We start from the raw sequence: 25,954 nt of genomic DNA on the forward strand, positions 1-25,954 counted from the left end.
AAGCACCGGTCGTAACCGGTGCCCGTCGGTGTGTTCGGCGCGTGCTCAGGTGGCGCGCTGATTGATCGCGTACGCGACTCGTTCGGCGAGTTCGCGGTCCGCGTTGCGGATCTCGATGCTGTTGGCGTGGTCGCGGACTTCGAAGACCCCGTACATGGAGCCGAGGCGCCATCGGATGACGGCTCCCTGCTCGGCAGCGGTGATTGCGTGTCCGGGCAGCAGGGACAGCAGGGTGTCCACCAGATCGGTCCGAGTGCATTTGGCCGCTTTGGCCTGCTGCTTGAGGTCGTGCAGGTACTTCGGTAGAAGCCGACGGGTGATCTTCTTCGCGATGTGTTTCGGCCCGCGTGTGGCCGCCACGATGATCGAGTGGCGCCGCAGGTCGGGAGATTCGACGGGATAGACCCCTGTGATCACGACCCACTCTGTCCGACCCATCAGCAGATGTACGGCCAGGCGTGCCCCATCCGGTCCCATCAGGTACGACGTGCCCCAGAGGGTCTCTGGGTTGTAGCCGTGCAGATGCTTGGCGATTTCGGACACGAGGTCGTTCATGTTGCAGTCGTCCATCGAGTGTCCTCTCGGGCTCGGTGTGTCAGGGCAGCACGGGTTGATCGGCGAAAGAAGCTCGCCGCCGCGCCCCGTTCAAGGCGCGACGGCGAGGTGGTAGTGCGTGGTGTTGGTCGGGGGCGACGTTGGGTAGCCGGTTCAGCCCGCCGACTGGGTGATCACCATCCCTCGGGAAGTACCGGCCAGGCAGCCGAGGGGCGCTCGCGTACTTGCGCAACGATGTCATCGGCCATCTGGCGCCAGTCACGTCCGAGCATGTCGGACGGCGGTAGGCCCACCATGAGCGCCTCAGTGAGCAGGATCGCGAGGGTGTAGTGAGTGCTGACCGACAGCGCCAGATCCAGCGCGACGCTCGCCAACGGCCCGTCTCCCCGGCACATCGCGGCGAATGCCAGGAGCGTCGCGGGAGCTGCGGCGAACGCGGGCGGGACCTTGCGGACGACCTCGGTCCACAAGCGCACATGCGTCTCCGCGTCGTACTCCTGCACGTAGGTCATGGCCATGTCGCGTAGGGGCTTCGCGGTGAGGTACACGCCGAGCCAGGCCACTGTCTCGGCGTCGAGGTTCCCTCCCGACTGGACATGATCCAGGGCAGCGACGATCTGCTTCACGCCGTCCCCAAACCAGTCGTTGCCCTCTCTGCTCGCCTCTCTTGCGAGCGCGCAGATCTCGCGTGTGATGCTGTGATCAAGGTCTTGGGGCGGGGCCAGGGTTGCGGTCAGGGCCGCCTTGTCGGGAAGAGCGCGCATCCCGGCCACCACGGCGGCAGTGGCGGGCACGCTGACGGTGGGATCGATCGGCACCCCTTCCGGGGCGCAGCACTTGACATTGGTACAGATGTAGGACCAGTACCGTCCGTCGTCGACGCGTATCGCCTCGCTGATGTCGATCCCGGCCCCGGGGAGGGCCTCCATTGCGGCATCCATCATGGGCGTGACCTGGGAACCAGGTCCGTAACCGATCAATAGTGCCCGTTGTATGCCGTTGCCCGACAGCACCTTGGCCATGTGCGCCGTCCGCTCTGCCATCTCGCTTGGGTCCTGTGTGAGATCCAGGCGCATGACGCCCTTCACCTTGGCGTCATCGATCCACACCGAAACCAGACTCTGCGCGGGATGGAACCCGAGCAGGTACGGCACGATGGCGACCATGTCGGCCAGCTTCTTGATCGTGATGGTGTCGGTGAGCTCGGATGCAGCGCTCATGGGAGACCTCCAGACATGAGAAAGCCCCGGTCGACGACCGGATGGATGAGATGGATTCGGTGCCCCCGCTGCATAAGCGGGGCGAAGACGATGCGACGCTAGAAACTGCCGAACTGCCTTGTCGAAAGAAGTGCGAGCGTTATAACGCCGCGAGCTTGCTCTCACTTAAATACGGTCGCCACACCCGCCCAACCGTCCGCAACTCGAATGCTTTCGGGGAGCCTTTTCATTCAAGCGCGTACCCACGCCGAGCAGCCCCATACGAAAAGGGCCTCAGATGTACTCTGAGGCCCTTTCTACCCTTCGGTTAATCCTCCGTGGATCCGTCGTCGCACCTGAGCGTGTCCCTGGCATCGTCAATGCGCTCGGACAGCTCCCGCCATTCAGCCCGCGCAGCGTCACGCGTGCGGATAACGGCCCGTCGGGAGCCGTACGTACCGCCGTATCGCGTCTGAGCGACCTTGCCGAGAATCCCCGCCCGTCCCAGATCATCGGCCTGTCCCGCGATTCTCATCATCGCTCGCAGGATCGGGAAGTCACCGCCGTCTCCGAACGCCTGCCGGAAGATGGCAGCACTGTTCTGTGCCATGCAGAACGCCACAGCCGCGCGCGTGACATTCTCCACGCGCTGCACCGGTCGCATGAGCTGAGTACCGGGGGTGGCTTCGGCCTCGGTCGGAGGCACATCAACCCGGTAACCGTTCCGCGCGGCGGCATCTCGGACAGCCCATCGGTGCAGTGTCGTACGCGAGATGGTCATCTCGCCTCCATCGCGCCGGACGTAGATCCACACGGGGGCATCCGCCGTGCTCTCGGAAGCCTTGCGGCACGACGCGGAGATGTCCCGAAGTTTCTGGGCGAAGAGCAGCACCGCATCCTGGGTGACGTCATCCGAAACGTCGTCGGTGCCATACGGCGCGTGCCCCTGCTTAATGATCGTGGCGCTTCCGTCCATGCGCTTACGGGACCGCGTGGCGTCCACCGTACGGCAGTAGCCACGCGCCAGCCGCTGAATCTCCGCCCAGTCCTCCGGCGTCACCCGCGCCATGTCCTCCGGCGCGAGGCTCTCCCCGGGGACGTTGACGGGAACGCTCTTTCCAGAAGCTGCGTACGACATTTCCTGTCTCCGTTTCTGCTGCGCGCTTTTCGCGCCTACCACCTTCGAACACTTCAATTACATCTCGAAACACAGCCCTCAATCAACGACATCCAGCGAGTCTTTACCATTATTCTCAACCGAGTCAGCCGAGAAGAAATACCGATTCAAAGGCGACCCGAGAAAACCTAAAGTAAGTTGCGCAATCAACGAAAGAAACAAATAAAAGAAAGTGAGTGGATCTGATTCATGAAATGAATTTAATGGGAATCAGAGCGACCAGGAGCGCGCCTGTACCTTTAATACTGAGGACTCCAGTAGAGTCGGGGTAGCGACTGGCCGACCCCACCCAATCCCGACCTGCGGTTCCGCCGCCGCCTAGGCCAGCCACTCTTATTTGCTGGCCATTGGCCCACCGCCGGCCATCCGACTGGCCGAGCTCAGATGATTATTTCTGAGCCCTGAAACTGCCGTGATCGGGGTCCCCTGTTTCCACCCATCAGCCTTCCAGCCACAAGGTGGTCAGGGCATGGGCAGTTGAACGAACAGGCTGCCCAATGAAGCGGACTTGGCCCATCTGTTGCGTTTCTGCACTTCCCACAGTTGATGTCCCACGCTGGGGACGCCAAGGACAGCACGTGAGCAAGAACGCCGCGTTCCTCGCCGCCTGACCAGAGGAAATACCAGTCGCGATCTTGTACTCGAGGCGCAGGCGCTCGGCAGTCCACCGCCGGAGATCTAACTTCCGAGACGGCCGTTTGAGCCGAGACGCACCTCCATCAGAGGGCGCCACGCCCACACCGTTTCAGGCCCGTCCTGGTTGACGATGTGAATGCTCCGAACGGTCACCTCGCGGTCCGGCAGCCGATTCCCGAGGGCATCGATGATGGGTGCCGCCGGTCCATCCGCGCTGCTGTACGCGACCGTGACATGCGGTATCCACGCGTCGTGCGCGAGGAGTCCATCACGACCCGTCGCGGTGCACGTGGCGAACTTCGCCGCCTCCAGCAACGGCCGGAGCCGCTCAGCCGGCCGTGCCTCGAGTACGACCGCCTCCGGGTGGTACAGCACACGACCCAACGTCACGGTGATGGGCTCGACCCCGGCGAGTTGCCGTGCGGCTTCTTCCGCCATCACATCCACCTGATAGTCGGTGATCTCATGCGAGTATCCGGCGATGAAGCTGGTCAGGTGGATGAACTGGTGCGGCACCAGATCGAGACCGGTCAGCCCGGCCAGGCGGTCGTGGGCTTCCTGCACGATGGCACGCGCGGCCACGTCGTCTCCGAGCAAGACATGCCAATAGAGCCGGCCTTGGCCGGGGGGCAGCATGAGCTTTTGTCGCTTCTCCCAGCGGTTGACCATGCGCATCGGCAGTGGACTCACGCATCCTCCTCTGCGGGGATGAGCCGAGCGCGAGCGGCGTTGAACGTCCTGATCTGCTCGCGCAGCGTGGTCACGATATCCGAACCGCGGAACCGAGGAGCGTTCAGCTGCGAGTCCATGCGAACCAGGTAGTTGGTGATCGTGGACAGGCGGTGTTCGGGCGGCAGCGACATTGTCGCCACCGCTCCGTCTTGGCCTGGACGCTCAATGCGGCAGCCTCGCTGGCGCCGGCCTCTTGCGCTGACAAGACGGCGGCCATGCCGTAGACGACCGCCGATCCGTCGTCGTAGAGGTCTCCAAGCAGGATGGACGCATGCGCGAGGAGATCAGCGTCGATGCGGAACAACTCGCGGGTCTGGCGTAGCCGCTGTTTGCCGCCCCTCAAGAGTGCCAGCACCTGGCGATGCTGACGGAGCACATCGGTGAGTATCTGCGCGGGCGGCGTCTGCGTGTGGCGCTCCGCCAACTGGTAGCGCATCTCGTCGATCATGCCGATGACAGTGTCGCCGGCATTGGTCTGTTCGATCCACCCCACGTGCTTGATCAGATCGCCGACGACCAGCACCGCAGTTAGCAGGGTCCGCCCGTCCGGGCCCGGCAGCGCCGCCACCGCCAGTACCCCGCCGGTGTGGCCGGTCAGTTCAGTCTGCTGGTCGCCGGTGACCGGGCACCGTCCCATCGGCACGGCCGCTCACTTACGGAGATCCGAAATGCCTCTCAAGAAGCCGGGCGAGCGCTTCCCATGAAGATGTTAATGACGGTCCCTACCAGCAGCTCAGTCGAAGGCGGTGTGCCTGCTTCTAGCCACTCGCGGATGAGCTCTTGGAACACACCGTGCAACCCCAGGGCAATCAGATATGGATCTTGAGGGCGATTCCCGGGTAGGTTGATCACAACCTCCTGAAAGACCTCAGCAAAGCGTCTGAGCGCCTGTCGCCGGGCATTCTCAATGGAGCTGACTCGGAGCGCCTCCACATGCATAATGCGCGCCCGACGACGGTCAGCAGTGGCGAATTCCAGGTATCGCGTTACGCCGTCGACGAACTGGTCTTCAGGTGTTACCGAGGCTTCTGCGATCGCCTTGGCGACCTGGGTGAGAGCCTCTTCAACGTCGCGCTCGTACAATGCCTGGAGCAATCCCTCGCGGCCATCGAAGCACTCGTAGAAGGCCCTATTGGAGATGTGAGCCTCTGAACAAAGCCGTTCGATGGTGACAGCGTGAAAGCCGGGGGTCGAGAACAGGCTGTACGCAGCGGTAAGGAGGCGCTCACGTCGATCCGCCAGTCGCTGCTCTGCAGTCTGCCCTTCAAACCGTCCGGCAAGTCGCTGCTGTTGGATCCGCCGAACCTCATCAGTTTTCGGCTGAGGGGTGCGCTGCCGAAGCTGACGGGCACCGACCGTGCCGAGCGAGGACCGCTCGATCAGCTCCTCGAACGGCTCTTCAGCCGCGCCTTTCACGAGAGATCCCCTCCTTCAAGGGCATGCTCCTGTTCGGTCTTTCTCCACCGATACAATGCTCCCTCCACTGCCCTCACTGAGGCCTCACCGAGTAACTCGGCGATCTCCTCCTGGCTGTAGCCGTCGAGGGTGAGGGCGACAATCGCGCGGGTGCGTTCACCGGCACGTCCCAGATCATCACGAACGCGGATCCGTCCCAGTGCCTGGGACTCCAAGTCGGCGGTAATGCCGGCGTCCGGATCCAGCAGGATGGCCCCCTGGGCGAGCGCTCGGGACCATCTCTTCTGCTGTGCCCGGCGACTACGGAACTCGTTGGGAAAAATGAACAGGCACGCTCCCATGAAGTAGGTCGGAAGACTCGCGCCGCCCTCGTAGCGCCAGCCTCCCTCGACGAGCGCATGCTGGCGGAACCGCGGAAGGGCAAGCGCGACGGTCATCGTGGCCAGTTCCTCGCGGGCATCGGAGTCGCGTTGAAGTTCTTCGAGTTCGACGTCAGTGGGCGCCAGGAAGAACTTGCGCGTGGCGGTGAGCTTGAAGATGTATCCGGTGTACATCCATCCACGAAGAACCGACATACCGTAGCGGGCCAACTCGTTTTCGAACCTTTGATACATCTCCCCGGTGAAGTCGTACCGAGCCATCTCATCTCGTAATCGCTGGTCGGCCGCGCGACGTAGCAGGCTTTCTCGAAGCTGATGGGCCTCGGCTACGTGCGCAGCTGAGATTCCCCGCACCATCTCAGGCGGGGAAGCCAGCACCTCAAGATCGGCAAGAACTTCTTCAGCAGGTTGTAGCGGCTGGACACGCGCGCTGACCACAGGCCCCTTGCCCGCGATCTGTTCGCTGTCGCTCACCGTTCCAGCCCTTCTGCTGACGCCTACTTAGATGACCCCCTTGTAAGTGGGCGTGCCGCAGGGATCCCACGGAGCTTTCCAAGATTCTTTTCAGGCGGCGATTCTGGATGATCCTCGTGGGATGACCTCACTTGCGCGACTTAGGAGCCGCGATTTCCGTCATCACCCTTGGGAGGTTCCGTGGCAGCATCACCTGGCCCACTGCTGACTGTCCGTGCCGCTGTCGTCCTGCTGCTGGCGACCGTCGTAGGCATACTTGCAGGTCTGCTCGGCTTTCTCAGTGGCCAACCGGTACCGGCAGCGTTCCTGGTCGGTGGCGGAGCCGCCGGCGGAGCGTTGGCTTTGTTCCACAAGGTCATTGGACGGTAGCCACGACGTCCGAGCTAACCCACTCGCCGCCGCGACCGTAGCCGTCGCATATGGTGTGCTGATCACAGTATGTGCGCATCCTGGTGCCGCTAGACGATCGACGAGCAATGATGTCCGCGTGAACAAGGGCGGGGCACGGTGGCGGACGCCGGTGGCCACGGCGGGCTTAGGTGTACTGGCCGCTCAGAGGATCACATTGATGACGGAAGCTGCCAATAGCCGGGCTCCCCTCGGTCTGGTCGGTAGAGTTGTGCAGCGTGTCAGCGTCTTCGGTTCGTGTGCGTTTTGCGCCCTCTCCTACTGGGATGTTCCATGTGGGCGGGGCGCGGTCGGCTCTGTACAACTGGGCGGTGGCACGACAATCCGGGGGCACGTTCGTGCTCCGCATCGAGGACACCGACGCGGCCCGTAACCGGCCGGAGTGGACCCAGGGCATCATCGACGCCTTGGCGGCGATCGGGATCAACGCCGCTGATCCGGCTTTCGAAGGGCCGTACTTCCAGTCTGAGAACGCCAAGCGACACGGGGAAGCGGCCCTGCGGCTGTTTGCGGCTGGGCGGGCGTACTACTGCGACTGCACCCGCGAGCAGCTCAAGGAGCGGACCGGATCCGAGCATCTCGGATATGACGGGTTCTGCCGTGAGCGGGGGCTTGAGTTCGTCGAAGGGCGGGCGTTGCGGTTCCGTACGCCGGATGAGGGCGAGACCGTGGTGGAGGATCTCGTCCGCGGCCGGCCAATCTTCCCTAACGCCTCGATCGAGGACTTCGTGATCGCCCGGGGTGACGGGTCGCCAGTGTTCCTGCTGGCCAACGTGGTCGACGACCTGGACGAGGGCATTACGCAGGTGATCCGGGGCGAGGAGCACCTGTCGAACACGCCCAAGCAGCAACTGCTGTGGGAGGCTTTGGGCGCCAGGCCGCCCGTGTGGGCGCATCTGCCGGTCATCGTCAATGCCAAGCGGCAGAAGCTGTCGAAGCGGCGCGACAAGGTGGCGCTGGAGGACTACCTGGCCGATGGGTTCCTGCCGGAGGCGATGGTCAATTACCTAATGTTGCTGGGCTGGGGGCCGGGCGACGATCGGGAGATCATGCCGTATGAGGAGATGGAGCGGCTCTTCCGGATCGAGGACGTGAACACCTCACCGGCGTTCTTCGACGTGAAGAAACTGACGGCGTTCAACGGCGAGTACATCCGGGCGCTGTCTGCTGACGCGTTCAGCGCAGCCTGCGCGCCGTGGCTGACCGCCCCCTATGCACCGTGGCCGGACGAAGCGTTCGACCCGGCTGTGTTCGCGGAGGTGGCTCCGCTGGCGCAGACACGGCTGACGCTCCTGTCGGAGATCACGAGCTACGTGGACTTCCTGTTCTTGGACGTGCCGGTGTCCGATGAGGCGTCGTGGGCCAAGGCGATGAAGCCGGGCACGGCCGAGCTGCTGCATGATGTTCGGGTCGCGTACGCCGGTGCGACGTGGCTGGCCGATGAGCTGAAGAGCGTGCTTACGGCCGTGGGCGAGAGCCACGGGCTGAAGCTGGGCAAAGCACAGGCCCCGGTCCGGGTCGCCGTCACAGGACGGACGGTCGGGCTGCCGCTGTTCGAGTCTCTGGAACTGCTCGGCCGCGATCGGACGCTGGCGCGTCTGGACGCAGCGCTGCTGCGGCTGCCCGGATCCTAGATGATCGTGGCCAGCATGGCGTTCCATGCCTGCTGGAAGTAGGTGAGGTCATAGCGTGCGAGCGCGTCGTAGACGAGCTTCATGTCCACCGGTGGCGCGGCGGCGCGCTCGTGGAGCTGGTGCGCCAGGCGGTGGAGATCGGGAGTGGGCTGGCCGGTCAGGTGAGCGAGGTCGCCCAGCCCGGCGATCGGCTGGATGAGGCAGGGCAGGCCGACCAGGAGAGCCTCGGCGGCGCAGCGGCTCCAGCCTTCAGCTACCTGGGGGGCGAACACGCCAACGTCGCAGGCGTGTAGCAGGCGGAGATACTGCTGGCGGGGCAGGTTGAAGTGCGGGCCGGTACGGCCGATGGTGTTGCTGCCGGTGGTGATCACATGCAGCCGTCGGTCCTGGGCGGCGGCGGTAGTGATGAGGTCGGTGCCTTTCCCGTGTACCGCCTTGCCTGCGTAGACCAGCACACCTCGGGCGGCAGGCCGTATGCGGCTCGGCATTCGGCCTTGTCCAGGTTACGGACGTGGTCGATCTCGGTCATGTCGACGGAGTTGTAGACGATGTGCACCTTGTCCACGCCTCGGGCTTGGAGGAATCGGGCCCACTACGGTGCTACGCACACGACGGCCGCGCATTGCGGCAACACGCTGAAGAGTTGCTGCCAGAGTTGGGCCTGGATCGGTGCGGAGTCGTGCTGGAGCGGCTCGTAGTGGTGGAGGATGAAGATCGTCCGTGCCCTCATGGAGGGAGCGAACAGCAGCAGGCTGAGGTCGTCCCAGACGAAGGCGCCTGGCGCGTCGTGCAGGGCGCGGATGTGCGGGGCGATAGTGGACAGGTGTCGCATGGTTCGCCAGCGGCGAGTCCGGTCGCTGCGCTTGAAGTCCGGCACTGTCCGCCAGCTGATCTCCTCGCTGGTCAGTTGTTGGAGCATTCGCAGGTAGACGCGTCCTCCGGTGTGGCCGGTGGGAGCCAGCGAGTGGATGATGGGCTTCATACGTGCGCCATGCCGCTGCTGCGGTAGCGGTCGTACTCCCCCATGAGCAGCTCGTACGCCGCCTTCAGCTCAGCGCCTTCTGTCTGGGCCGCCTCGGCGAGTGGAAGGTAGAAGTCGACCAGCGACGCGATGTACCGCTGGCGGCGGGAGGTGTCTGGAGAACGGCTCAGGTCACGGAGATTATGGATGCGGTCGGCGAACCGGATGAGCAGCCCGTCCGGGCTCAGTCGCCGCATCTTGGCACGCCAGGCGGCTTCCTCCGTGTCCCACCTCGGGCGGTCTTCGAGGCGATGGTCAGGAGTGAGTGCCCGTAGTTTCTCGGCGAAGAAGCGACCCAGGCGGGCGGCGATTTCGGGCTCGAAACTCGGCGATACCTCGAGGGCGTCGTGCAGCAGGCCGAGGATCAGCATTTCGGGGCGCGTGACGTGGAGCTCATCGCGCAGGATCGCGACCACGGAAAGGGGATGCTCGATGTAGGGAGTGCCCTGATCTCTTGTCCGTCCTCCGTAAACGGTGAGGGACAGGTCGGCCGCGACCAGGCCGCGGTCATGGTGTCCCGCGGGCCAGGCGTTCGTGTTCAGGACGGCGAGGATGCTGTTGCGGTCGTGCATGGTGAATTACCTCGTGGGGAGCTTGTCGGAGACGAGCAGGGAGTCGTTGATGGCGACCGCGTCGAGGCCGAGGTCGGCGGCAGCGCGTACGGCCTGCTCAGCACGCATCAGGATGGGGGCGCTCTTGGTGTTGAAGGAGGTGTTGAGCAGGATCGGCAACCCGGTGCGCCGGTGGAATTCCTCCAGCAGCGGGCGGAGGCCGGAGTGCTGTTCGGCGACCATCTGCAGCCGGGTGGTGCCGTCGTGATGAACGATCGCGCCGATCTGCGGCGCGCGGCAGTGCCGTACTCTGGCGACCCGGTTCATGAACGGATCGCCTTCGGTCACGAACCACTCGCGTGCGTGCTCGGCGAGGACGGCTGGGGCGAACGGCCGGTAGGCAGCGCGTTGCTTGATCGCGTTGAGGCGTTCTCGTGTCTGCGTGCGGCCTGGGTGGGCCAGGATGGAACGGTGGCCGAGGGCTCGGGGGCCGAACTCCATCCCGCCCTGCACCCAGCCGACCACGTGATGGCCGGCAAGCAGGTCCGCGACAACCGGGAACAGGCGGCCTTCCAGGCCGGTCATCAGTCGGTACCCCGTTGGAATCGCTGAGGTGGGGATCGGCCCGGGGTGAGGCCCCCATGCGGCATCCACCGGCACGGGGAGCCGTGGTTGGCGCAACTGGTAGTGCCAGCCGTACAAGGCGGCTCCGAGCGCCGTTCCGGCGTCGTGCGGGGCGGGGGCGATGAACAGCGTTTCGAAGTCGGCTTCTTCGGCGAGGCGTCCGTTCAGGTGGGAGTTGAGCGCGCAGCCCCCGGAGAACACCAGGCCGGCCGCTTCGGTGATGCGGCGCAGGTGACGGGCGACGTGGATGACGGCGCGGGAAAAGGCCTCTTGTACGGCTGCGGCCAGGTCGGCACGTTCGCCGAACGAGGCGTCCGCCGCTGATCTGGCGGTCCAGGTCCGGTCGCCGATGCGTATGGGCGTGGTGGTGTCGGCCGATCCAAAAGGTGACGCGATGTGGACGGCGCCGTCGGCACCCAGGTGGAGAAGCTGTTGAATGTCGTCCCAATACCGGCTCGGGTCTCCGAAAGCGGCCAGGGCCATCATGCTGCCTTCTGCTTCATCACCGGGCGGAATGATCCTCGCAGCGAGGTTGCGGTAGAAGTGCCCGAGGGAGGAATGCACTCGACGGGGACCAGGCAGCACGGTAGGTGTGGCCTGATAGACGCGATCGATCCGATTCGGGGTCAGGTCATACCCGGTGATGCGTTCCCGTCCCGGTCCGAAGTCGGAGCCGAGCGTGGAGCCGCCGGCGTCGATGACGAGCCCTGCGGCATGCTCAAGGCCGGACAAGAGATAGCCGGACAGCACGTGCGCCGTGTGATGGGACATGAGCTGGAGCCGCGAGCCGAGAGGCTCGGGCAAGCCGGCCGCGAGTTCGTCGCGTTCGGTGCTCAGCCATACGCCGGCCGGCGGTGTGGGGCGCATCGAGGGAACCCATACCGCGTCGATGTCGTGGGGGCTGATGCCTCCGGCTTCGAGGCACCAGGCGAGCGCCTGCGCGGGTGCGGTGAATACGGCCTTCCAAGGGTGCTGCCGATGATGCTTGATGCCGCTCCAGCGTTCCTCCTCGGCCGCGTGAAGGCGGCCGTCGACGATCAAGGCAGATGAAGTGTCGTGGTGGAAGTTCAGGCCGAGGACGGCGGGCATGCCGGGTTACCTCCCAAACGGGACGACAGATGCTCCCGAGTCGGTGTATTCGTGGCATCGGACGCAGAAGTGGTAGTGCTCGCGCCGGGGCGTGAACACCTTGGCGGCGAAGTCGGGATCCCAGACGCTGAACTCGCTGTCCTCCTTGGCCATGGCGTTGAAACAGCGGTAGCAGGATCCGTCGATCTCGATCATGAGGTGTTGGTCGAGGTAGCGGGCGCACAGCCCGCCGAGCTGGTTGACGGGCTGGCCGACGTCGATGTGGTGGACGTGGTTGGTGACGTGGACAGCGCCGTGCCGATCACACAGCTGGGCGAGCTGGGAGAGGCGCGGTTCGTCGATCGCTTCGAGGACGCTGTTGATGACAACGGTCTTTCCTGCCTGGCACAGTCCGGGGACGACTGCCTCGACCTGCTCGTAGTTGCCGTGCTCGTCGTCGCTGCCGATAAGGACCTGGTCGTAGCACTCCATGACGGTCGCCATGAGGCGCTGGTTGCGGGCCAGGGTGATGGCATTGGTGCCGAGCACCATCACCGTCTCGGGCAGGCGTGCGCGCGCCAGGCGGCTCAGCGCGGGGAAGTCGCGGTGGACGGTCGGCTCGCCGCCGTTGATGTGCAACTGCCGGAACGGGATCGACTCCAGCCTGTCCAGGATGGTGGAGAACAGCTCCAGGGACATGTTCTCGCCCTGTGCGCCGTTGGCGAAGACGCAGAAGGCGCAGTCGCGGTTGCACTTGGTCGTGATTTTGATCTTCGCGGTCTTCAGGATTCGGACGCTCATGAGGGGCCTCCCATATTGAGGAAGTCCTCCACCAACGTGCGGTGTCGGCGCCACACGGTGAGCGTGTCGCGGAGGACGCGCTCGGTGGTGGGGCCGGCAGGCAGCAGGTCGGCCATACGAGCCGCCTGCCGCTGTTCCTGCGTGTCCTGGTCAGCCGCGAACGCGCGTAGAGCTGCGGCAGCGGTCTGCAACTCGCGTGCCTCGCGGCGGACGAGATAGGCGGTCGCGGTGTCAACCGGCGGGTCCAGGTAGTACACCCACCGGGCAACTCGGACGCGCAGCATCCCGGCCGTCATCGTGCAGGACGACCGCAGTGCTTCGCCGGTCCCCGTTGCGGCTGGAAGGTGCCGCATGGCCGCCGTCACTGCGGCATGCGTCTGGTGAAGTAGGTCGGTGAGGGGTTGTTCGCGGTGGTTACGGGCCAGGCGTGCGAATGCCCGACCATAGTGCTCGAGGTCCGGGGGATGCCATTGGGCCAGAGCGGCGAACTTCCCAGGGCACCGGGTGCGGGTGGCCAGCGACGCGATCGCGAACCAGCAGGGCGCGAGATAGTGCCACAGGATGCAGTGACGACGGTATCCAGGAAGGTCGATGTGGACGTTGGCGGTACTGTCAGCGGACAACCGGTACCGACCATCGACCCGGGCGTTGAGGATGCTCCGGTAGAACACCTCATCGGTACGGCTCCACGGGGCCATCTGGGCCTGGGCCTTCCAGCGGTGAAAGGTCCGCGGGTGTCCACTGATCAGGCTCCACGTGGCGAGCTCTGCCGGGGAGACCCGACGCTGATCGACTTCTGGCACCATGAAAGCGAAGCCGGGTGGATGCTCCAGCACGCGCCGGTTGACGATCCTCTGGGAGACGACCGCTGTGTGGGCCGCGGCGAGGCGATGGTTCCACTCCCACCAATCCTGCGGTGGATGGGCAAGAAGAATTCGGATGTCGAGATCTGAGTGCGGCGCCAGAAGGTCCGCCGGCTGCCATTTGTGGGCGAGCATCGCCGGGGATATCCCCTGGACGCTCAACTCCCGCTCGTACGTGACACCGAGCTGGGTGTACGGTGACGCCTTCACGGAGAGCACGGCTGTCACGGCGCCTCCCCCAACCCAGTACGGCTGCTGCATGAGCCGGCGGAGAGAACGGGAAGCATGACGGGTGCGCCGAAGGGGCGCTCCATACGATCCCAGCGAAGGTCGTAATCCACGTAGTGGAAGCCCTGCCAGGCGGGGTTGTTGTTGCGGTCGAGCATGGCGCGGAACAGATGGGCGAAGGCCTCGTTCAGCGTGCCGTCTGCGAGGTGCGGTTTCAGCGCGATGTCGCGGTTGTGGAGGATGCAGGGTCGGGCTACGCCGCTAGGGGTGATCTTGATGCGGTTGGCATCCGAGCAGGTGGCGCAGCTGGAGTTGGAGATGAAACCGATCGATCCAGCCCATCCCTCAGGCCGGAGGTATTTCCCCGGACTTCGCACGCCGAGATCCGCGCGGGAGACCTGACCGGCGTCGTCTAGCCATTGCTGCGCATGAGGACGAACCTCGGCCTCGGAAATGAACTCCGTGTCGAAGATCGCCGAGGCAGGTCCGATGTTCTGCAGCTCGATGAGCCGTACCGCCACCGGCAGGTCCTTGGCCAGGTGGGCGACGTGGAGCGCGTCGTGAAGATACGAGCGCTGTACAACGCAGTTGATCTTTACCTTGAGCTGGAGACTGAGGGCTGCGTTGACAGTGTCGCGCGCCTGATCAGGGTCCCCACCGCCCATGATCTTTGCCGAGCGCCCTCGGTCGAGGCTGTGGAGAGAGACATTGAGGTAGGTGAGCCCGGCTCCGGCCAGTTGCTCGACGGTCAGGCCGCGCCGGAGATTCCCGTGAGTGGTCATGCCGACCGAGGAACCCGTACCGAGCCCGCCGGCCAGGGCGGCGATCACCTCGAGGATGTCGCGGCGCAGAGTCGGCTCCCCGCCCGAACAGTGTGCCTTCGTCACCTTCCAGGCAGCGGCTTCGCGCGCGATCGCGGCGTAGCCGTCCGCGCCCAGGGGACGATCTTTGTGCCCGTAGTCGGGCATGCACCGCGGCTTGCAGAAGACGCAGTCGAGATTGCAAAGCGAGTTGAGGGTGAATGCGAGATACGGATGGTTACGGCCGGTCGCGGAGAAGTCCGCGAGCAGCGCGTTCCGGTCAGAGTGAGACATCGGATCCGCCTTCCGTGGGCAGGGGCACCAAGCCCTGTAGGGGCTGGTCGTTCAGGTAGCGGCGTAGGTTGTCGGTGAAGAACGTGATGGCTTCGTCCATGTAGAAGCGCGAGAACGTGGCGCTCTTGGGCGTGAGGATCACCCGAGGGTGCAGGCGGAGCGCGTCCTCCATCGGAAGGGGACGCGGAGTCGTGACGTCCAGGGCTGCCCCGCCCAGCGGGCCATCCTCCAGAGCTTGGAGCAGCGCCGTGTGGTCAACCGTGCTGGCACGACCCAGATTGATGAAGATCGCCCCTGGCTTGCAGGAGTTGAACACCCTCTGGTCGAAGAAGCCGGCGGTCTCGGCGGTGGCAGGGAGCAGGTCGACGACGACATCTGCCTTGGCGACCGCCTGTCGGGTGCTGGAAGCCCGTATCCAACGGATCCCGTCTTGAGTATCGGCCGGTGGGGTGCGGCGGACGCCGATGACGTTCATCTTGAAGGCGCCCGCCGCTCGCGCCAGGTGGGCGCCGATGCTTCCGCATCCGACGATGGCCATGGTGGCGCTGGCCAGGTCGAAGAACTCGGTGGCGAGTTCGTTCTTCCACCAGCGCTGAGTGAGCTGCAAGCGGCTGCTGGTGAACAGCCCGCGGGAGAAGCCGAGGACCAACCCCATCGCGTGTTCCGACATGGGGCCACCGTGGAAGCCGTACGAACGTGTCAGCATCACCCCTTCCTGCTGCGCCTGTCGTACAGGGAGGTGGTCGGTGCCGGCTGCGGGGGAAGCGATCCACCGCAGAGAGGGCGCGAGGGAGAACCAGGTCGGGGCGAAGCGCCAGCCGAAGTACACCTCGCTCGCCGGCAGTTCGTTCGGCACCGTGGCGGGCGTGGCAACGCGGAAATCCACATCAGGGAAGGTCGAACGCAGGTGGCCCGCATGCCCCTGCGACAGCTGCCAGAAGTCCTGGTCGGAAGTCAGGCACATCGTGACTCTCACCGGACTCCACTCCAGGACAGAGCCCAGGGGGCAACGGCGGCGAGCGCGGCCTGGATGTTCGCGAGGTAGTCGTGCCGCTCGTGCAGGAGGGCAACCCCGGCTTTGATGAGGCGAGCGCGTTCAAGGGGAGTTACCGTGAGGGCTCGGTTAATCGCGTCCGCCAATGAGGCGGGGTCACGCGGTTCGGCGATGAACCCCGTGCAGCCGTCCACAACCGTCTCGGGCAGACCTCCGGTGCGGGTGGCGATGATAGGCCCTGCCTCGGCCGCGAATGACTCCAGCGGAATCCTCCCGAAGGGCTCCCGGCGAGACGGCACGACAATCCCACGCAGCACGGGGCTGCTCATCCAGGCCCTGATCCGAGGGCTGAACTCGGTGATCAGAGTGGCGTCCACGTCTCTGTCCTTGATGACTCTCGCCAGGTGACGCTGGTACGCGGTGGGTGCACCTTGCGCGGTCGCCGCCAGGACCAGGTGAGGAACGGGTACGCGGCGGCTGCGCAGGATTTCCAGAGCGGCCAGCAGGTCTTCGAAACCTTTGTCCGGAACAGGCCGCCCAAGAGCGAGGAGAAAACTTCCTCGGCCGGTCCGGGCAGAGGAATCGCGTTCTCCGACGGCTCCCCGTCCAGGAGCAGGCCGTTGTGCATGCCCACAAGCGCGTCGTCAGGCAGGCCGTAGTCGTCCCGGAGGTGCTGGCGCATGTATTCCGAGATGGTTGCGACGTGGCCACCACTTTTGACCGCGGTGTGCAGGCAGTCCCGTTCCCAGATGATCTCGGACAGATCAGCACAGGTCAGAGCGGCTGTGGAGCGAGGCACGAGGAGGAGATCCATGGTGTCGTCCACAGTGAGTCCGAGGAGGGATCCGTCGAGGCCCACCACCAAGCACCGATCCGCCCCGGAGGCAACGCGGGTGACCATCTCGGCGAGCAGCTCCCGACCGTGAGCCGGATCATCTCTGCAGTGGTTGATCAGAACTGTCTGAGCGTCTGCTCTGCGCAGGCTCCTCAGAAGCGCGGCAGCCCAGCAAGGATCGATCGGATCGGAGTACCCCCGGACGGACACCACGACGAGCCGCTCGGGAGGAAGCAACCGGGTGAGCGCGATGAGGAAGTCCCTGTTGCTGAACCCCGATCCCGAACTCGCCCCATAGAACCCGTCCTGAAGAGCAACGACGACCTTGCCCACGGCAAGCGGTTCGATCAACATGGCAGGTCCCTCCTCGGTGGCCTCGTTCGGGCTGCTCCTACGACAGCCCAAAGCGATACGCGGCGACGAGGTGGTCAACCGGTCAACTCGGTCAACTTTCCGCGCGACGTGCCGCGGAGCCTGAGGATGGGCACATCATGAAGAGGTTCCACATGCGCGAGCGGCCCCCCACGACAGCGAGGTGAGCGGCATGACACCGCAGCCGAAGCGCTCGAACCCCGTACTCGCCGCATGCCTGGAAGAATTGGGCTGGAGTCCGAAGGCTCTGGCGCGCAAGCTGAACAAGGTCTTCGGGCCGGGGACCGTGGCCGAGTCCGCCCCCTACCACTGGCGGGACTCCGCTCGGGTGCCTCGCTCTCCCTTGCCGATGATGACGGCGTACGTGCTCTCCCAGGAAATGGGAAGAGTGATGACCGTCGGCCAGCTATGGCAGGGGCGAGCACCGGAGTCGCCCATGCTCATCCCGGCCGGCGGCGGCATGGAGCTGCCGTGGACCGCGCAAGCACTATGGAGGATCGTGGAGGACTGGGTGGTTGGAGGTCTCGTCGACCGCCGCCAATTTCTCGCCATTTCCGGATCGGGTCTGACCGCCGTCGTCGCCCATTACCTCGATGGCACCGCCGGGCGCGGCAGGTACCTCTCACAACCCACGGCCGACACCAGCGAAGCGTCCCTCATCGAGCAGATCGAAAGTCAGCTGCCCCGGCTCCAGGCCCTTGACGACGAACATGGCGGCGCCCGCCACCTCGGCTACATCGGCGCCCAGTTCCGCAGCATCGGATTCCTGCTTCACGAAAGCGGTCATTCGGACGCCGTGACAGCCCGGCTTCTCCAAGCGCTGGCCGAAGTCGGCCAGCTCGCCGGCTGGATGGCCTTCGACGCCGCTCACCACGGCCTGGCCCAGCGCTACTTCGTCACCGCCCTGCGCGCCGCCCACCAGGTCAACGACCTGCCGCTCTGCGCCCACATCCTCGCCGACCTGTCCTTCCAGGCCGCGAGTCGCGACCACCCCGCCGACGCCATCACCCTCGGCGAAGCGGCCCGCCGCGCCAGCGACGCCGCACCAGCCGCCGTACGATCGTCGGTTCTCTCTCGCCTCGCGTTCGCATACGCGACTGCGGGCCGCTATGCGGACTTCCAGCGAAGCCGCAGCCTGGCCGGCGAACTCGTCGACCAGCCGCTCACTGGGTACGAGCCGCGCTGGATGTACTTCCTCACCCCCAACCATCTGGACTGCCAGGCGGGCTACGCCCTCATCCACCTCGGCATGTCACGGCAGCAGGACGGCATCACCACCAAGGCCCGCACGCTGCTCGGCCAAGGCATCGATCTGCTGCAGACCGGTGCGCACGGCCGGAGCAACAAAGCAGAACATCAACGACGAGCCCTGTTCGAGGGCGCATGGCTTGCCCTCGGCAACAGCGCACAGGGTGAACTCGAATCGGCCTGTCGGATCGGGGAGATCGCGGCTCAACGGCTGAGCACCGTCCGCTCCCCTCGGAGCACGGAGCTGCTCCGCCGACTCGCGGTCGACCTACGCCGCCGCCAACGCAACCCCTTCGTTGGCAGCTTCCTTCCCCGCCTTGAGCATGCCCTGTGCACAGCCAACAGGAGCTGAGCTATGAACTCCCGCCGCGTCGTCGTTGTCGGGGCCGGCGTGTCCGGCCTGACCACCGCCCTTGTCCTGGCCGAAGCCGGCCACAACGTTCACGTCATCGCCTCCGAGCTTCCGGGCGCCACGTCGCTGGCCGCTGGCGCCATGTGGGGCCCCTACCTGGTCGAACCTAAGGACAAGGTCGACCAGTGGAGCCGGGAGTCCCTTCAGACCTTCCAGGAACTCGCCGCGCACCCTGGCACCGGCGTCCGCCTCACCAGCGGCATCGAGGCATCCCGTACCGCCCAGAACCCACCGGACTGGGCCACCGAACTCCCCGGCTTCCGACCATGCCCCCGCGCCGAACTCCCCCAGGGCTTCACCTCGGGCTACCGGTTCACGGTTCCCCTCATCGACATGCCGGCCTACCTCGGCTTCCTCCGACACCGGCTGGAAGCGGCCGGCGTCGCCGTCGACCTCCGTACCTTGTCCTCCCTGAAGGAGGCGCAACCGGCAGCCGCCATCGTCAACTGCACGGGCCTTTCGGCACGCTCGCTCGCAGACGATCCCCGCCTACGGTCCATACGCGGACAGCAGGTCGTGGTGACCAACCCGGGCCTCACCGAGTTCTTCTCAGAAGACACCGGCACATCGCCCGAGCTTCTGTGCATCTACCCCCACGGCGACGTCGCCGTCCTCGGCGGCACCGCCATCGACGGCGACGAGTCCCTGAAGGTCGATCACCAGGCTGCTGAGGCGATCCTGGCCCGCTGCAGAGCAGTCGAACCGCGTCTCGCACAAGCCTGCGTTCTCAGCCATCGCGTTGGGCTGCGCCCTACGCGTGACCACGTCCGTGTAGAGGTGGATCCAGCCGCAGGCCGGGCATTGCTCCACAATTACGGACATGGAGGAGCCGGGGTAACTCTTTCCTGGGGCTGTGCCTACCAGATCCGAGATCTCGTCGGCCCACCAAGATGATCATCTCATGCTGAAAGGGACAGTGATCTTGTCCTCTGATCGGCGCGAGACGAAAGAGCGGGGGGCTATTCCTTTGTGACAAGCGCCTGGGCTTCGACGACACGGACCGGGAAGGTGACCGATCGGGTGATGGGCGGCAGCGTGCCGCCTGTTCCGCCGGAGCCGCGCCAGGTGCCGCCCCAGGTCACGGATACGGTGACCCGGTTGGAGCTGCTCGGGCGGGAGTCGGTACGAGCAGGTGGAACGCTGCTGGGCGGCGGGTGTGGCGGGGTCATATCTGGTGCCGGGGCCATCGCTGTCAACGACGTCTGGGGATCAGGCACACTTTCCGCGATCGTCCAGGTCCTCGCCGACGCAGCCGGTCGGCTGGTGTGGGCCTCACCGGCCCTGCCCGGTGCCACCCACGATCTGACCGCGGCCCGGACGGTCGGTCTGATCGACGCGCTGACCAACGCCGGCGTGGCGACCTTCGCTGATAGGGGCTATCAGGGCGCGGGCGGCACGATCCGCACCCCGTTGAAGCGCCATCGCCACCGTCCCTGGCTGTCACGCGTACAGAAAGACGTCAACCGCTCCCACGCCCGCATCCGCGCCCTCGGCGAGCGCGCCATCGCCACGCTGAAGACCTGGAAGGTCCTAACCAAGCTGCGCTGCTGCCCACGACGCGCCACCGCCATCGTGCAGGCCATCCTCGTCCTGCAACTCATCGACGAAGATCGCTACTCAGGATGAAAAGGGCTCAAGGGTTCACTGCGTAGGGCGTGAATGCTTACCTTCTCTGATGATCATAAGGCGTCGAGAACCTCATGATCTCGAAGGTGGTGCCTGCTCTCGCCCCCAGACGCGTCTCCAAGCACTCTTGCAGCCCCGAACAATCACTCCGCGAAACGGACACTCAGGACTCTTACCGATACCTCGCCGTGGTCCTGACCGAGGAAGATCGAGGTTAATGCCTAAATGGATACTCGGACACCCTTACAGTTGGCAAAGTGATCGTGGACTTGAGGCCACCCCTGCATTGTATGGGTGATTACTTCCGAACCGACGGTCGTTCAGTCGACATCATACAAGCGTGTCACACTACCAACTGCGCCTATGGTCTCCTGCTTGATGAGTCTACGAAGCATGCCCCCCTTGCGTCATCCATGCCTCTAAGGCGGATAGGACATGTCGCCACTTCCAACCGCAGAGGACAACCCACTCAAACCCGCAAACACTTTCGATCCCATTCCAACAAAAGAAGGCGTGCCAAAATACCACAAAATTGCGCAGAAAACAAGATCCAAAAGTCTTGATCTACAACTTATTGTATCCGAAACTAGCGTAAAGATGACAACACTGCATGAAGCAAGAGGTCTGACTATGCAGAAGCGCTACCGCCATCTCCCGCAGCACATCGGCATCGCAGGCCTCGCCCTTCAGCAGCCATTCAATCCGATGTGCCTTGAGGTTCCGACATGCTCAGCGATCTGCCAGGGAATCTTCCGCCCGACCTCGCCCAGCGAGTCCGCGAACGTGACCCGCGACTCGGGACAGGCGAACAACGGTCCGGCAATCTCCTCGACCATCTCACGGAGATCTTCCTGTCAAGGTATGACCCAATCCAGGTGATCAAATTTTCGCCCCGAGTCAAGGACCTTCCTCACAACCTCATTCCATGATCTGTGAATTTAGCACCGGTATCACCTGTTCTCATCGGCTTGAACGGCATATGCACTGACCATAAGAAAAACGCTGAGTACCGAGTCAATCATTGGTGTCAATGACTAGCAGGCGCACGCCTTGATATACGGAACCAGTTATATTTAGAAGATATGCCTGAACGATCACCGCAGCATCATCAGCTAGAATTACACATAAGCTGCATAATCATTAAATCGAAAATCCGTGGTCGGCGATACCTAGGAAGTGTACATGAAAATCCCTAGAATTATTCATCAGATTTGGTTCGGCGACTCTATGCCCGATCAGTTCAGCGAGTACACGAGGACGTGGGTTTCGCATCATCCTCGATGGAGGTACAAGTTGTGGGAAGAAAAGGATCTCTACTTCCTCACCAACCACTCCTGCATGATGTCTGCGGAAACCTATTCCGAAAAGTCCGACGTCGCACGTTATGAGATATTGATGCGTTATGGAGGAGTATATGCAGATACCGATTTTGAGTGCTTACGCCCCATTGACGAGCTTATCAATGAACTCGACGCTTTTGCAGGGAGCGAAAACGGAACTCATGTATCCACGGGACTTATGGGAGCAGTACCCCATCATCCCTACTTTTCCGCGCTGGCGAACGGCATTCCTGGAAGAATCAAATCCATGCCCAATGGCCGCCCTAGCGAAACTCTGGGACCAGGGTTCGCAACGGATATATTCAAAAAGATGTATGGATCTTCCAATAATCCACCAATGCATATTTTTCCGAGCAGTATATTCTATCCTTACGGCCGCAAGGAACGCCATCTACGAAATGGCCCGTTTCCTGAGGCATATGCGGTCCATCACTGGGCGGGCAGCTGGGTAGAGAGTTACGAACGACGTAAACAGCGCCAATTGGCCGGCGAAGAGAGCGCATGAGCGCATGCCAGGCGAAGTCTGAACCACGGGGGCGAGCTCGGAATGACGCCCGCGAAATGGAGTGAGTGCTCTCCGGGCTGGGAGGGAGTTCTACAGAGGTTGAAAGGTCAGGGTTCATTGTGAGTTCCGGTGATGGCCAGGTCAGTGTCGGCGACGAAGGCTTCCAGCAGGCTGGATCGGCACTGCATCCGCTTGAGCCGGGTGCGGATCAGCGCGCCGAGCTGGTCGAGGGTGGCGGAGGTGAGGTTGCCCAGGCTGCGTTTGGGGTGGACCAGACGTCCTCGGTGGGATTGAGTTCGGGGCGTAGGCGGGCAGGTAGAACAACGGTAGGCCAGGCTCATGAGCGCGTCGCGGTGGGTGGTCAGGTTGTCCCAGACCAGCACGATCGGCCCGCCGAGTTGCTGGTGGGCGGCATCGAGCAGGCGGGCGTAGTCGGCGTCACGAAAGCCCTTCCGCTCGCCGCGACCTCGATAAAGGAGCATGCGGTAGGTCAGGCGCGTACGCTGCCCGCGCTCGAGGCAGATCAGTCCAACCACCGAGACACGTCCAGAGCCCTTGCCGGTGACGGTGACGACCGGGGTAGATCCCCGGCGGGACCAAGTGCGGGCCTTGGGCGGCTTCAGCGCTTGGCCAGCCTCATCCTCGAAGTAGAGCCATGCGTCCTGGTCCCGCGCTGCCTTTCCACGCTCGGCCAGGCCTCCTTGATTCAGGTGGCCACCACGTCCTCATCGCGCTCGGCGGCCCGACGCTGCGGGACCTGCAAGCTCGCTCCAGCCGAGCCGGTGCAGGCGGACTTGCGCGACACTCTCAGCCGCCTGGACACCTGCGACAGCATCACACCCGCAGCGCATATAACTCCCCCGGCCTGCATGCGCGCCTGCTCGCGCTTCGCCCTGGCGGCCGGGGTCGGATCACCACCATCCGGATACCGCATCCCACCGGGATACTCACGACCAGCAGGAAGGCACGCACCCACGTCCAGGCACCTCAACCGTTCAACCTCGGTACTTGAGGTGGGATATTTGGACTGGAAGGTGAGCTTTCTGGCGGACGCGACTGACTCGAAAAGCGCAGACTTCAACCGCTTGGGCTCGAGGTGGTTACATGCTTCCGGGGCACGATTGGCCTGATGTACCATTCGCATGGAGTCAGGTGAAGCGTGGTTTCGGGATCCAGCCGACCGATCCACAGAGCGGCCATGCTCAAGTCTTCATGAAGTTACTTGTGGGAGATTTGCTTCGATTCTGGAAGAATTGAACGCCAGCGAAGGATGAGAACCCGTCTCCTGACGGACCGTCCAACTTGCCGATCGGCTCATGTAAAGTGATGTGCCATCGAGGTGAGCGATCTGATCGACACCGTTGTTTCGGTGTGCTCCAATGTCAATAGGCCGAGTAGGCATGATCTGCGGAGATCGTCACCGTGATCTGTGACCTAATGTCACGTGACTACGCCAAGAGTGCCGCATTCACGGGGTTGATATGAGACAAGATGCAGTGAACGGGACACCGACTGTCACCAGAGTGCACCTACTCCCAGCCGAACGTTGGTGGGGTGGCGCGGTGGTCGACGGCTACCATATGCCCTTCGCTCCCGGTTACCATCGCGACCTCGACGATGTCGGCGCCAATCAAGGCATGCCATTGCTGGTCAGCAACCGCGGCCGCTCAATCTGGTCCGATCAGCCGTTTTCCTTCACAGTCCACGACGACCAGATCAAACTGTGCAGCACACGGCCGGGCCAGGAGTTCACCATCACGGGCGACGAGGCAGAGGGCGGTGGCACGCTCCGCTCCGCCTATGTCGGAGCTGCAGCCCGACATTTCCCGCCCGCCGGCGGACGGCCCCATTCACTGCTGTTCACCGCTCCGCAATACAACCTATGGATTGAGACGCTCTACTGGCCCTCACAGCTTAAGGTGCTCGACTACGCCAAGAGCCTCTTAGCCCACGGCTTCCCGCCGGGGGTTCTGATGATCGACGATCGGTGGCATGAGGATTACGGCGACTGGACCTTCCATTCCGGTCGGTTTCCAGATCCTCCTGGCATGCTCCACGAGCTAGGTGAAATGGGTTTTGAGGTAATGCTCTGGCTCGTCCCATACGTCACCGCCGACTCTCCGGTGTACCGTGAACTGACCGCTAAAAAAATGCTGATCACTGGCCCCGACGGACGGCCCGCGATAGGGAAGTGGTGGAACGGTCGCAGCGCCGCCCTCGACCTACTCAACCCCAGGGCGCTCCGCTGGCTCACCGAACAGCTCCGTCGACTGCGGGCCATGGGGGTCGCCGGTTTTAAGTATGACGGCGGAGACGCACCATTTTACGCGGCACTTGGCCAAGCTCGACCCGAGCAGTACACCATCGCTTGGAATCGCGTAGGGCTCGGCCAGGATTTCACCGAGTACCGGGACGCCTGGCTCGCTGGCGGTCTACCACTGGTCCAGCGGCAGCGCGACAAGTTCCACGACTGGGGGGCTGCTAACGGACTGGGTAGTTTGATCCCTAATGGCATCGCCCAAGGTCTGACCGGACATCCCTTCACTTGCCCCGATATGATCGGCGGCGGCGACGATGCAGTGTTCCCTTTCAACGGCGATGAAGGGAGCTTCGACCAGGAGTTGTTCGTTCGATATGCTCAGTGCTCGACGCTCTTCCCGATGATGCAATTCTCTGTCGCGCCTTGGCGTGTACTCGACGAGGAGCATCTGGCGTACTGCCTGGAGGCTGCCAAGCTCCGCGCGAGGTTCGGGCAGTTGATCGATAGTCTCGCTGATCAGGCAGCACAGACCGGGGAGCCCATCCAGCGTTCCCTCGACTACCAGTGGCCCGGTCACGGATATGAGTCCATCACCGATCAGTTCGTCCTCGGTGAGAATATCCTTGTCGCTCCCGTAGTAACCAAAGGAACTAGACAACGGACTTTGCATCTGCCACCGGGGACCTGGCAGGATGGCAACGACCCACAGCGAGAACCTATCGAGGGCCCCGCGGTCATCGAGGTCGATGCTCCTGTGGGTATGCTTCCTTACTTCCTTTCAACGGCGAGTGGAACCACACCGTGTGGTTGACCACGGTATCTCCATCCCGACCTTGACTCTTTCGCCGAACCGGGACATGCCCTCGACTCGCACCTTGCGTCGAGGTGGTCACCAAATGGTCTCCAACTCCGAGTTGTAGAGACTGAACAACGTGATCCGCACAGCAAAGAGCCGGTCTGGCTAAGTTTTCGCTCACGCAGGCCAGGCGAGCGACACCCGACCGGTGCCCTGGACCGGAAACGACACGATCGGCGTGTGTCCTTTGCGGCCCCAGGTACGCCCCTGGAGCGACCTCAGGTTCTGACCGGCCTCGTCTTCGAAGCACAGCCACCCAGGCGCCTGCCAGCTCCAGCCCAGCCGATGCAGCAAGTAACACACCCCGCCCACCGTGTAATCCACCCGGAAGACTCGCCCGATCACCTCGGCATCGCGCCAGCGTCCAGCACTGATCCGGCCACCCATACGCCCTCGGCCCGCCGGCCAGGAACCTGCTCCAGACGCGCCAACTGGGCCTCATCCAGCTTGCACACCGCCCCGCCCGCTCCTTTGGAAGCCAGCGCCCGCCGCCACCGGTCGGCCGACATCCGAAACTCCCGCGCCACCTGCGCATCCGTCGCGCCCTCAGCGAAACGGTCCGCCGCCCGCATCCGCACCTGCCGTATCAGCCCACCACCATCGGGATACCTCATGCACTCCAGAAAGCACACCGACGCCCTCTGC

Annotated in this window: 25 protein-coding genes and 2 pseudogenes; 6 read left to right on the plus strand and 21 right to left on the minus strand. The window is 63.9% G+C overall.

Features of this window, described 5'->3' with window-relative positions; translation table 11 throughout:
* Positions 1–45: 45 nt before the first annotated feature.
* The 8 genes from ACIBQX_RS19105 to ACIBQX_RS19140 all read right to left on the minus strand — a co-directional run bounded on the left by ACIBQX_RS19105 (position 46) and on the right by ACIBQX_RS19140 (position 6,920).
* Entirely contained in the window at positions 46–570 is a 525-nt protein-coding gene (locus ACIBQX_RS19105) for a hypothetical protein (protein WP_397006138.1), read from the minus strand.
* Between the two features lie 158 nt (positions 571–728).
* Positions 729–1,775, minus strand: coding sequence for a DUF4192 domain-containing protein (locus ACIBQX_RS19110; protein WP_397006140.1), 1,047 nt, complete (start codon positions 1,773–1,775; stop codon positions 729–731).
* 307 nt (positions 1,776–2,082) lie between these two features.
* Positions 2,083–2,892, minus strand: coding sequence for a hypothetical protein (locus ACIBQX_RS19115; protein WP_397006142.1), 810 nt, complete (start codon positions 2,890–2,892; stop codon positions 2,083–2,085).
* Between the two features lie 717 nt (positions 2,893–3,609).
* Positions 3,610–4,257: a 2'-5' RNA ligase family protein gene (locus tag ACIBQX_RS19120; protein WP_397006144.1), complete on the minus strand. Its 648-nt coding sequence runs from the start codon at positions 4,255–4,257 to the stop codon at positions 3,610–3,612.
* A gap of 103 nt (positions 4,258–4,360) precedes the next feature.
* Positions 4,361–4,942 carry a hypothetical protein gene (locus ACIBQX_RS19125; RefSeq protein ID WP_397006146.1) on the minus strand — a complete coding sequence of 194 codons (582 nt, stop codon included), beginning with the start codon at positions 4,940–4,942 and terminating at the stop codon, positions 4,361–4,363.
* A gap of 32 nt (positions 4,943–4,974) precedes the next feature.
* Positions 4,975–5,715, minus strand: a complete 741-nt coding sequence (locus tag ACIBQX_RS19130) for a TetR/AcrR family transcriptional regulator (protein WP_397006148.1) — start codon at positions 5,713–5,715, stop codon at positions 4,975–4,977.
* A complete protein-coding gene (locus tag ACIBQX_RS19135) occupies positions 5,712–6,569 on the minus strand; it encodes a hypothetical protein (RefSeq protein ID WP_397006150.1) in 858 nt (285 codons plus the stop codon). The genes ACIBQX_RS19130 and ACIBQX_RS19135 overlap by 4 nt, the downstream gene beginning before the upstream one ends.
* 189 nt (positions 6,570–6,758) lie before the next feature.
* Positions 6,759–6,920 (minus strand): hypothetical protein, encoded by a 162-nt coding sequence (locus ACIBQX_RS19140; RefSeq protein ID WP_397006152.1) that lies wholly within the window; start codon positions 6,918–6,920, stop codon positions 6,759–6,761.
* 323 nt (positions 6,921–7,243) lie between these two features.
* Between ACIBQX_RS19140 and gltX the strand changes: the two genes are divergently transcribed.
* Entirely contained in the window at positions 7,244–8,611 is a 1,368-nt protein-coding gene (gltX, locus tag ACIBQX_RS19145; protein WP_397006154.1) for a glutamate--tRNA ligase, read from the plus strand.
* On the opposite strand, the gene ACIBQX_RS19150 is transcribed toward gltX, so the two are convergent.
* The 9 genes and pseudogenes from ACIBQX_RS19150 to ACIBQX_RS19190 all read right to left on the minus strand — a co-directional run.
* On the minus strand, positions 8,608–9,066 hold the full coding sequence (locus tag ACIBQX_RS19150) for a glycosyltransferase (RefSeq protein WP_397006156.1): 459 nt from the start codon (positions 9,064–9,066) through the stop codon (positions 8,608–8,610). The two genes, gltX and ACIBQX_RS19150, sit on opposite strands and share 4 nt — an antisense overlap.
* 137 nt (positions 9,067–9,203) lie before the next feature.
* Positions 9,204–9,593 carry a hypothetical protein gene (locus ACIBQX_RS19155; protein ID WP_397006158.1) on the minus strand — a complete coding sequence of 130 codons (390 nt, stop codon included), beginning with the start codon at positions 9,591–9,593 and terminating at the stop codon, positions 9,204–9,206.
* Positions 9,590–10,204, minus strand: coding sequence for an HD domain-containing protein (locus tag ACIBQX_RS19160; RefSeq protein ID WP_397006160.1), 615 nt, complete (start codon positions 10,202–10,204; stop codon positions 9,590–9,592). The genes ACIBQX_RS19155 and ACIBQX_RS19160 overlap by 4 nt, the downstream gene beginning before the upstream one ends.
* 6 nt (positions 10,205–10,210) lie before the next feature.
* Positions 10,211–11,896, minus strand: coding sequence for a carbamoyltransferase C-terminal domain-containing protein (locus ACIBQX_RS19165; RefSeq protein WP_397006162.1), 1,686 nt, complete (start codon positions 11,894–11,896; stop codon positions 10,211–10,213).
* Positions 11,897–11,902: 6 nt separating this feature from the next.
* Complete coding sequence (locus ACIBQX_RS19170; RefSeq protein ID WP_397006164.1) at positions 11,903–12,676, minus strand: radical SAM protein; 774 nt, start codon at positions 12,674–12,676, stop codon at positions 11,903–11,905.
* On the minus strand, positions 12,673–13,767 hold the full coding sequence (locus ACIBQX_RS19175; RefSeq protein ID WP_397006166.1) for a hypothetical protein: 1,095 nt from the start codon (positions 13,765–13,767) through the stop codon (positions 12,673–12,675). The genes ACIBQX_RS19170 and ACIBQX_RS19175 overlap by 4 nt, the downstream gene beginning before the upstream one ends.
* A complete protein-coding gene (locus ACIBQX_RS19180; protein ID WP_397006168.1) occupies positions 13,764–14,861 on the minus strand; it encodes a radical SAM protein in 1,098 nt (365 codons plus the stop codon). Before ACIBQX_RS19180 ends, ACIBQX_RS19175 begins: the two co-directional genes overlap by 4 nt.
* Positions 14,848–15,837, minus strand: a complete 990-nt coding sequence (locus tag ACIBQX_RS19185) for a D-2-hydroxyacid dehydrogenase (protein ID WP_397006170.1) — start codon at positions 15,835–15,837, stop codon at positions 14,848–14,850. The genes ACIBQX_RS19180 and ACIBQX_RS19185 overlap by 14 nt, the downstream gene beginning before the upstream one ends.
* Positions 15,834–16,373: pseudogene (locus tag ACIBQX_RS19190) on the minus strand (glycosyltransferase family 4 protein); the annotation flags it as partial. The pseudogene ACIBQX_RS19190 and the gene ACIBQX_RS19185, both read right to left, overlap by 4 nt.
* An 861-nt stretch (positions 16,374–17,234) precedes the next feature.
* On the opposite strand from ACIBQX_RS19190, the gene ACIBQX_RS19195 reads away from it, so the two are divergent.
* The 4 genes and pseudogenes from ACIBQX_RS19195 (at position 17,235) to ACIBQX_RS19210 (ending at position 22,193) form a co-directional block, all read left to right on the plus strand.
* On the plus strand, positions 17,235–18,662 hold the full coding sequence (locus tag ACIBQX_RS19195) for a carph-isopro domain-containing protein (protein ID WP_397006172.1): 1,428 nt from the start codon (positions 17,235–17,237) through the stop codon (positions 18,660–18,662).
* 3 nt (positions 18,663–18,665) lie between these two features.
* On the plus strand, positions 18,666–19,616 hold the full coding sequence (locus ACIBQX_RS19200) for an FAD-dependent oxidoreductase (protein WP_397006174.1): 951 nt from the start codon (positions 18,666–18,668) through the stop codon (positions 19,614–19,616).
* Positions 19,617–19,952: 336 nt separating this feature from the next.
* Positions 19,953–20,348 (plus strand): annotated as a pseudogene (locus tag ACIBQX_RS19205) (transposase family protein); the annotation flags it as partial.
* Positions 20,349–21,575: 1,227 nt separating this feature from the next.
* Complete coding sequence (locus ACIBQX_RS19210; RefSeq protein ID WP_397006796.1) at positions 21,576–22,193, plus strand: glycosyltransferase family 32 protein; 618 nt, start codon at positions 21,576–21,578, stop codon at positions 22,191–22,193.
* Between the two features lie 107 nt (positions 22,194–22,300).
* Here ACIBQX_RS19210 and ACIBQX_RS19215 read toward each other — a convergent pair whose 3' ends face one another.
* Positions 22,301–22,903 (minus strand): transposase, encoded by a 603-nt coding sequence (locus ACIBQX_RS19215; protein WP_397006798.1) that lies wholly within the window; start codon positions 22,901–22,903, stop codon positions 22,301–22,303.
* Complete coding sequence (locus ACIBQX_RS19220; RefSeq protein ID WP_397006176.1) at positions 22,900–23,127, minus strand: hypothetical protein; 228 nt, start codon at positions 23,125–23,127, stop codon at positions 22,900–22,902. Before ACIBQX_RS19220 ends, ACIBQX_RS19215 begins: the two co-directional genes overlap by 4 nt.
* Positions 23,128–23,755: 628 nt before the next feature.
* Between ACIBQX_RS19220 and ACIBQX_RS19225 the strand changes: the two genes are divergently transcribed.
* Positions 23,756–25,264: a glycoside hydrolase family 31 protein gene (locus ACIBQX_RS19225; protein ID WP_397006178.1), complete on the plus strand. Its 1,509-nt coding sequence runs from the start codon at positions 23,756–23,758 to the stop codon at positions 25,262–25,264.
* A 162-nt stretch (positions 25,265–25,426) separates the two neighbouring features.
* Here the strand turns inward: ACIBQX_RS19225 and ACIBQX_RS19230 are convergent, their stop codons facing one another.
* Positions 25,427–25,696 (minus strand): winged helix-turn-helix domain-containing protein, encoded by a 270-nt coding sequence (locus ACIBQX_RS19230; protein ID WP_397006180.1) that lies wholly within the window; start codon positions 25,694–25,696, stop codon positions 25,427–25,429.
* Complete coding sequence (locus tag ACIBQX_RS19235; RefSeq protein WP_397006822.1) at positions 25,651–25,923, minus strand: hypothetical protein; 273 nt, start codon at positions 25,921–25,923, stop codon at positions 25,651–25,653. The genes ACIBQX_RS19230 and ACIBQX_RS19235 overlap by 46 nt, the downstream gene beginning before the upstream one ends.
* Positions 25,924–25,954 lie beyond the last annotated feature (31 nt).

Origin of the sequence: Nonomuraea sp. NPDC049714, assembly GCF_044465295.1 — a bacterium.
GTDB lineage: Bacteria > Actinomycetota > Actinomycetes > Streptosporangiales > Streptosporangiaceae > Nonomuraea.

What these genes read in the sequence shown, in the direction of transcription:
- ACIBQX_RS19230 (WP_397006180.1), bottom strand. Translation starts at nt 25,696, where the DNA reads ATGGGTGGCCGGATCAGTGCTGGACGCTGGCGCGATGCCGAGGTGATC.
- ACIBQX_RS19170 (WP_397006164.1), bottom strand. Translation starts at nt 12,676, where the DNA reads ATGAGCGTCCGAATCCTGAAGACCGCGAAGATCAAAATCACGACCAAG.
- ACIBQX_RS19105 (WP_397006138.1), bottom strand. Translation starts at nt 570, where the DNA reads ATGGACGACTGCAACATGAACGACCTCGTGTCCGAAATCGCCAAGCAT.
- ACIBQX_RS19110 (WP_397006140.1), bottom strand. Translation starts at nt 1,775, where the DNA reads ATGAGCGCTGCATCCGAGCTCACCGACACCATCACGATCAAGAAGCTG.
- ACIBQX_RS19165 (WP_397006162.1), bottom strand. Translation starts at nt 11,896, where the DNA reads ATGCCCGCCGTCCTCGGCCTGAACTTCCACCACGACACTTCATCTGCC.
- ACIBQX_RS19160 (WP_397006160.1), bottom strand. Translation starts at nt 10,204, where the DNA reads ATGCACGACCGCAACAGCATCCTCGCCGTCCTGAACACGAACGCCTGG.
- ACIBQX_RS19220 (WP_397006176.1), bottom strand. Translation starts at nt 23,127, where the DNA reads ATGCGGTATCCGGATGGTGGTGATCCGACCCCGGCCGCCAGGGCGAAG.
- ACIBQX_RS19155 (WP_397006158.1), bottom strand. Translation starts at nt 9,593, where the DNA reads ATGAAGCCCATCATCCACTCGCTGGCTCCCACCGGCCACACCGGAGGA.
- ACIBQX_RS19195 (WP_397006172.1), top strand. Translation starts at nt 17,235, where the DNA reads ATGACACCGCAGCCGAAGCGCTCGAACCCCGTACTCGCCGCATGCCTG.
- ACIBQX_RS19115 (WP_397006142.1), bottom strand. Translation starts at nt 2,892, where the DNA reads ATGTCGTACGCAGCTTCTGGAAAGAGCGTTCCCGTCAACGTCCCCGGG.
- gltX (WP_397006154.1), top strand. Translation starts at nt 7,244, where the DNA reads ATGTTCCATGTGGGCGGGGCGCGGTCGGCTCTGTACAACTGGGCGGTG.
- ACIBQX_RS19210 (WP_397006796.1), top strand. Translation starts at nt 21,576, where the DNA reads ATGCCCGATCAGTTCAGCGAGTACACGAGGACGTGGGTTTCGCATCAT.
- ACIBQX_RS19235 (WP_397006822.1), bottom strand. Translation starts at nt 25,923, where the DNA reads ATGAGGTATCCCGATGGTGGTGGGCTGATACGGCAGGTGCGGATGCGG.
- ACIBQX_RS19200 (WP_397006174.1), top strand. Translation starts at nt 18,666, where the DNA reads ATGAACTCCCGCCGCGTCGTCGTTGTCGGGGCCGGCGTGTCCGGCCTG.
- ACIBQX_RS19180 (WP_397006168.1), bottom strand. Translation starts at nt 14,861, where the DNA reads ATGTCTCACTCTGACCGGAACGCGCTGCTCGCGGACTTCTCCGCGACC.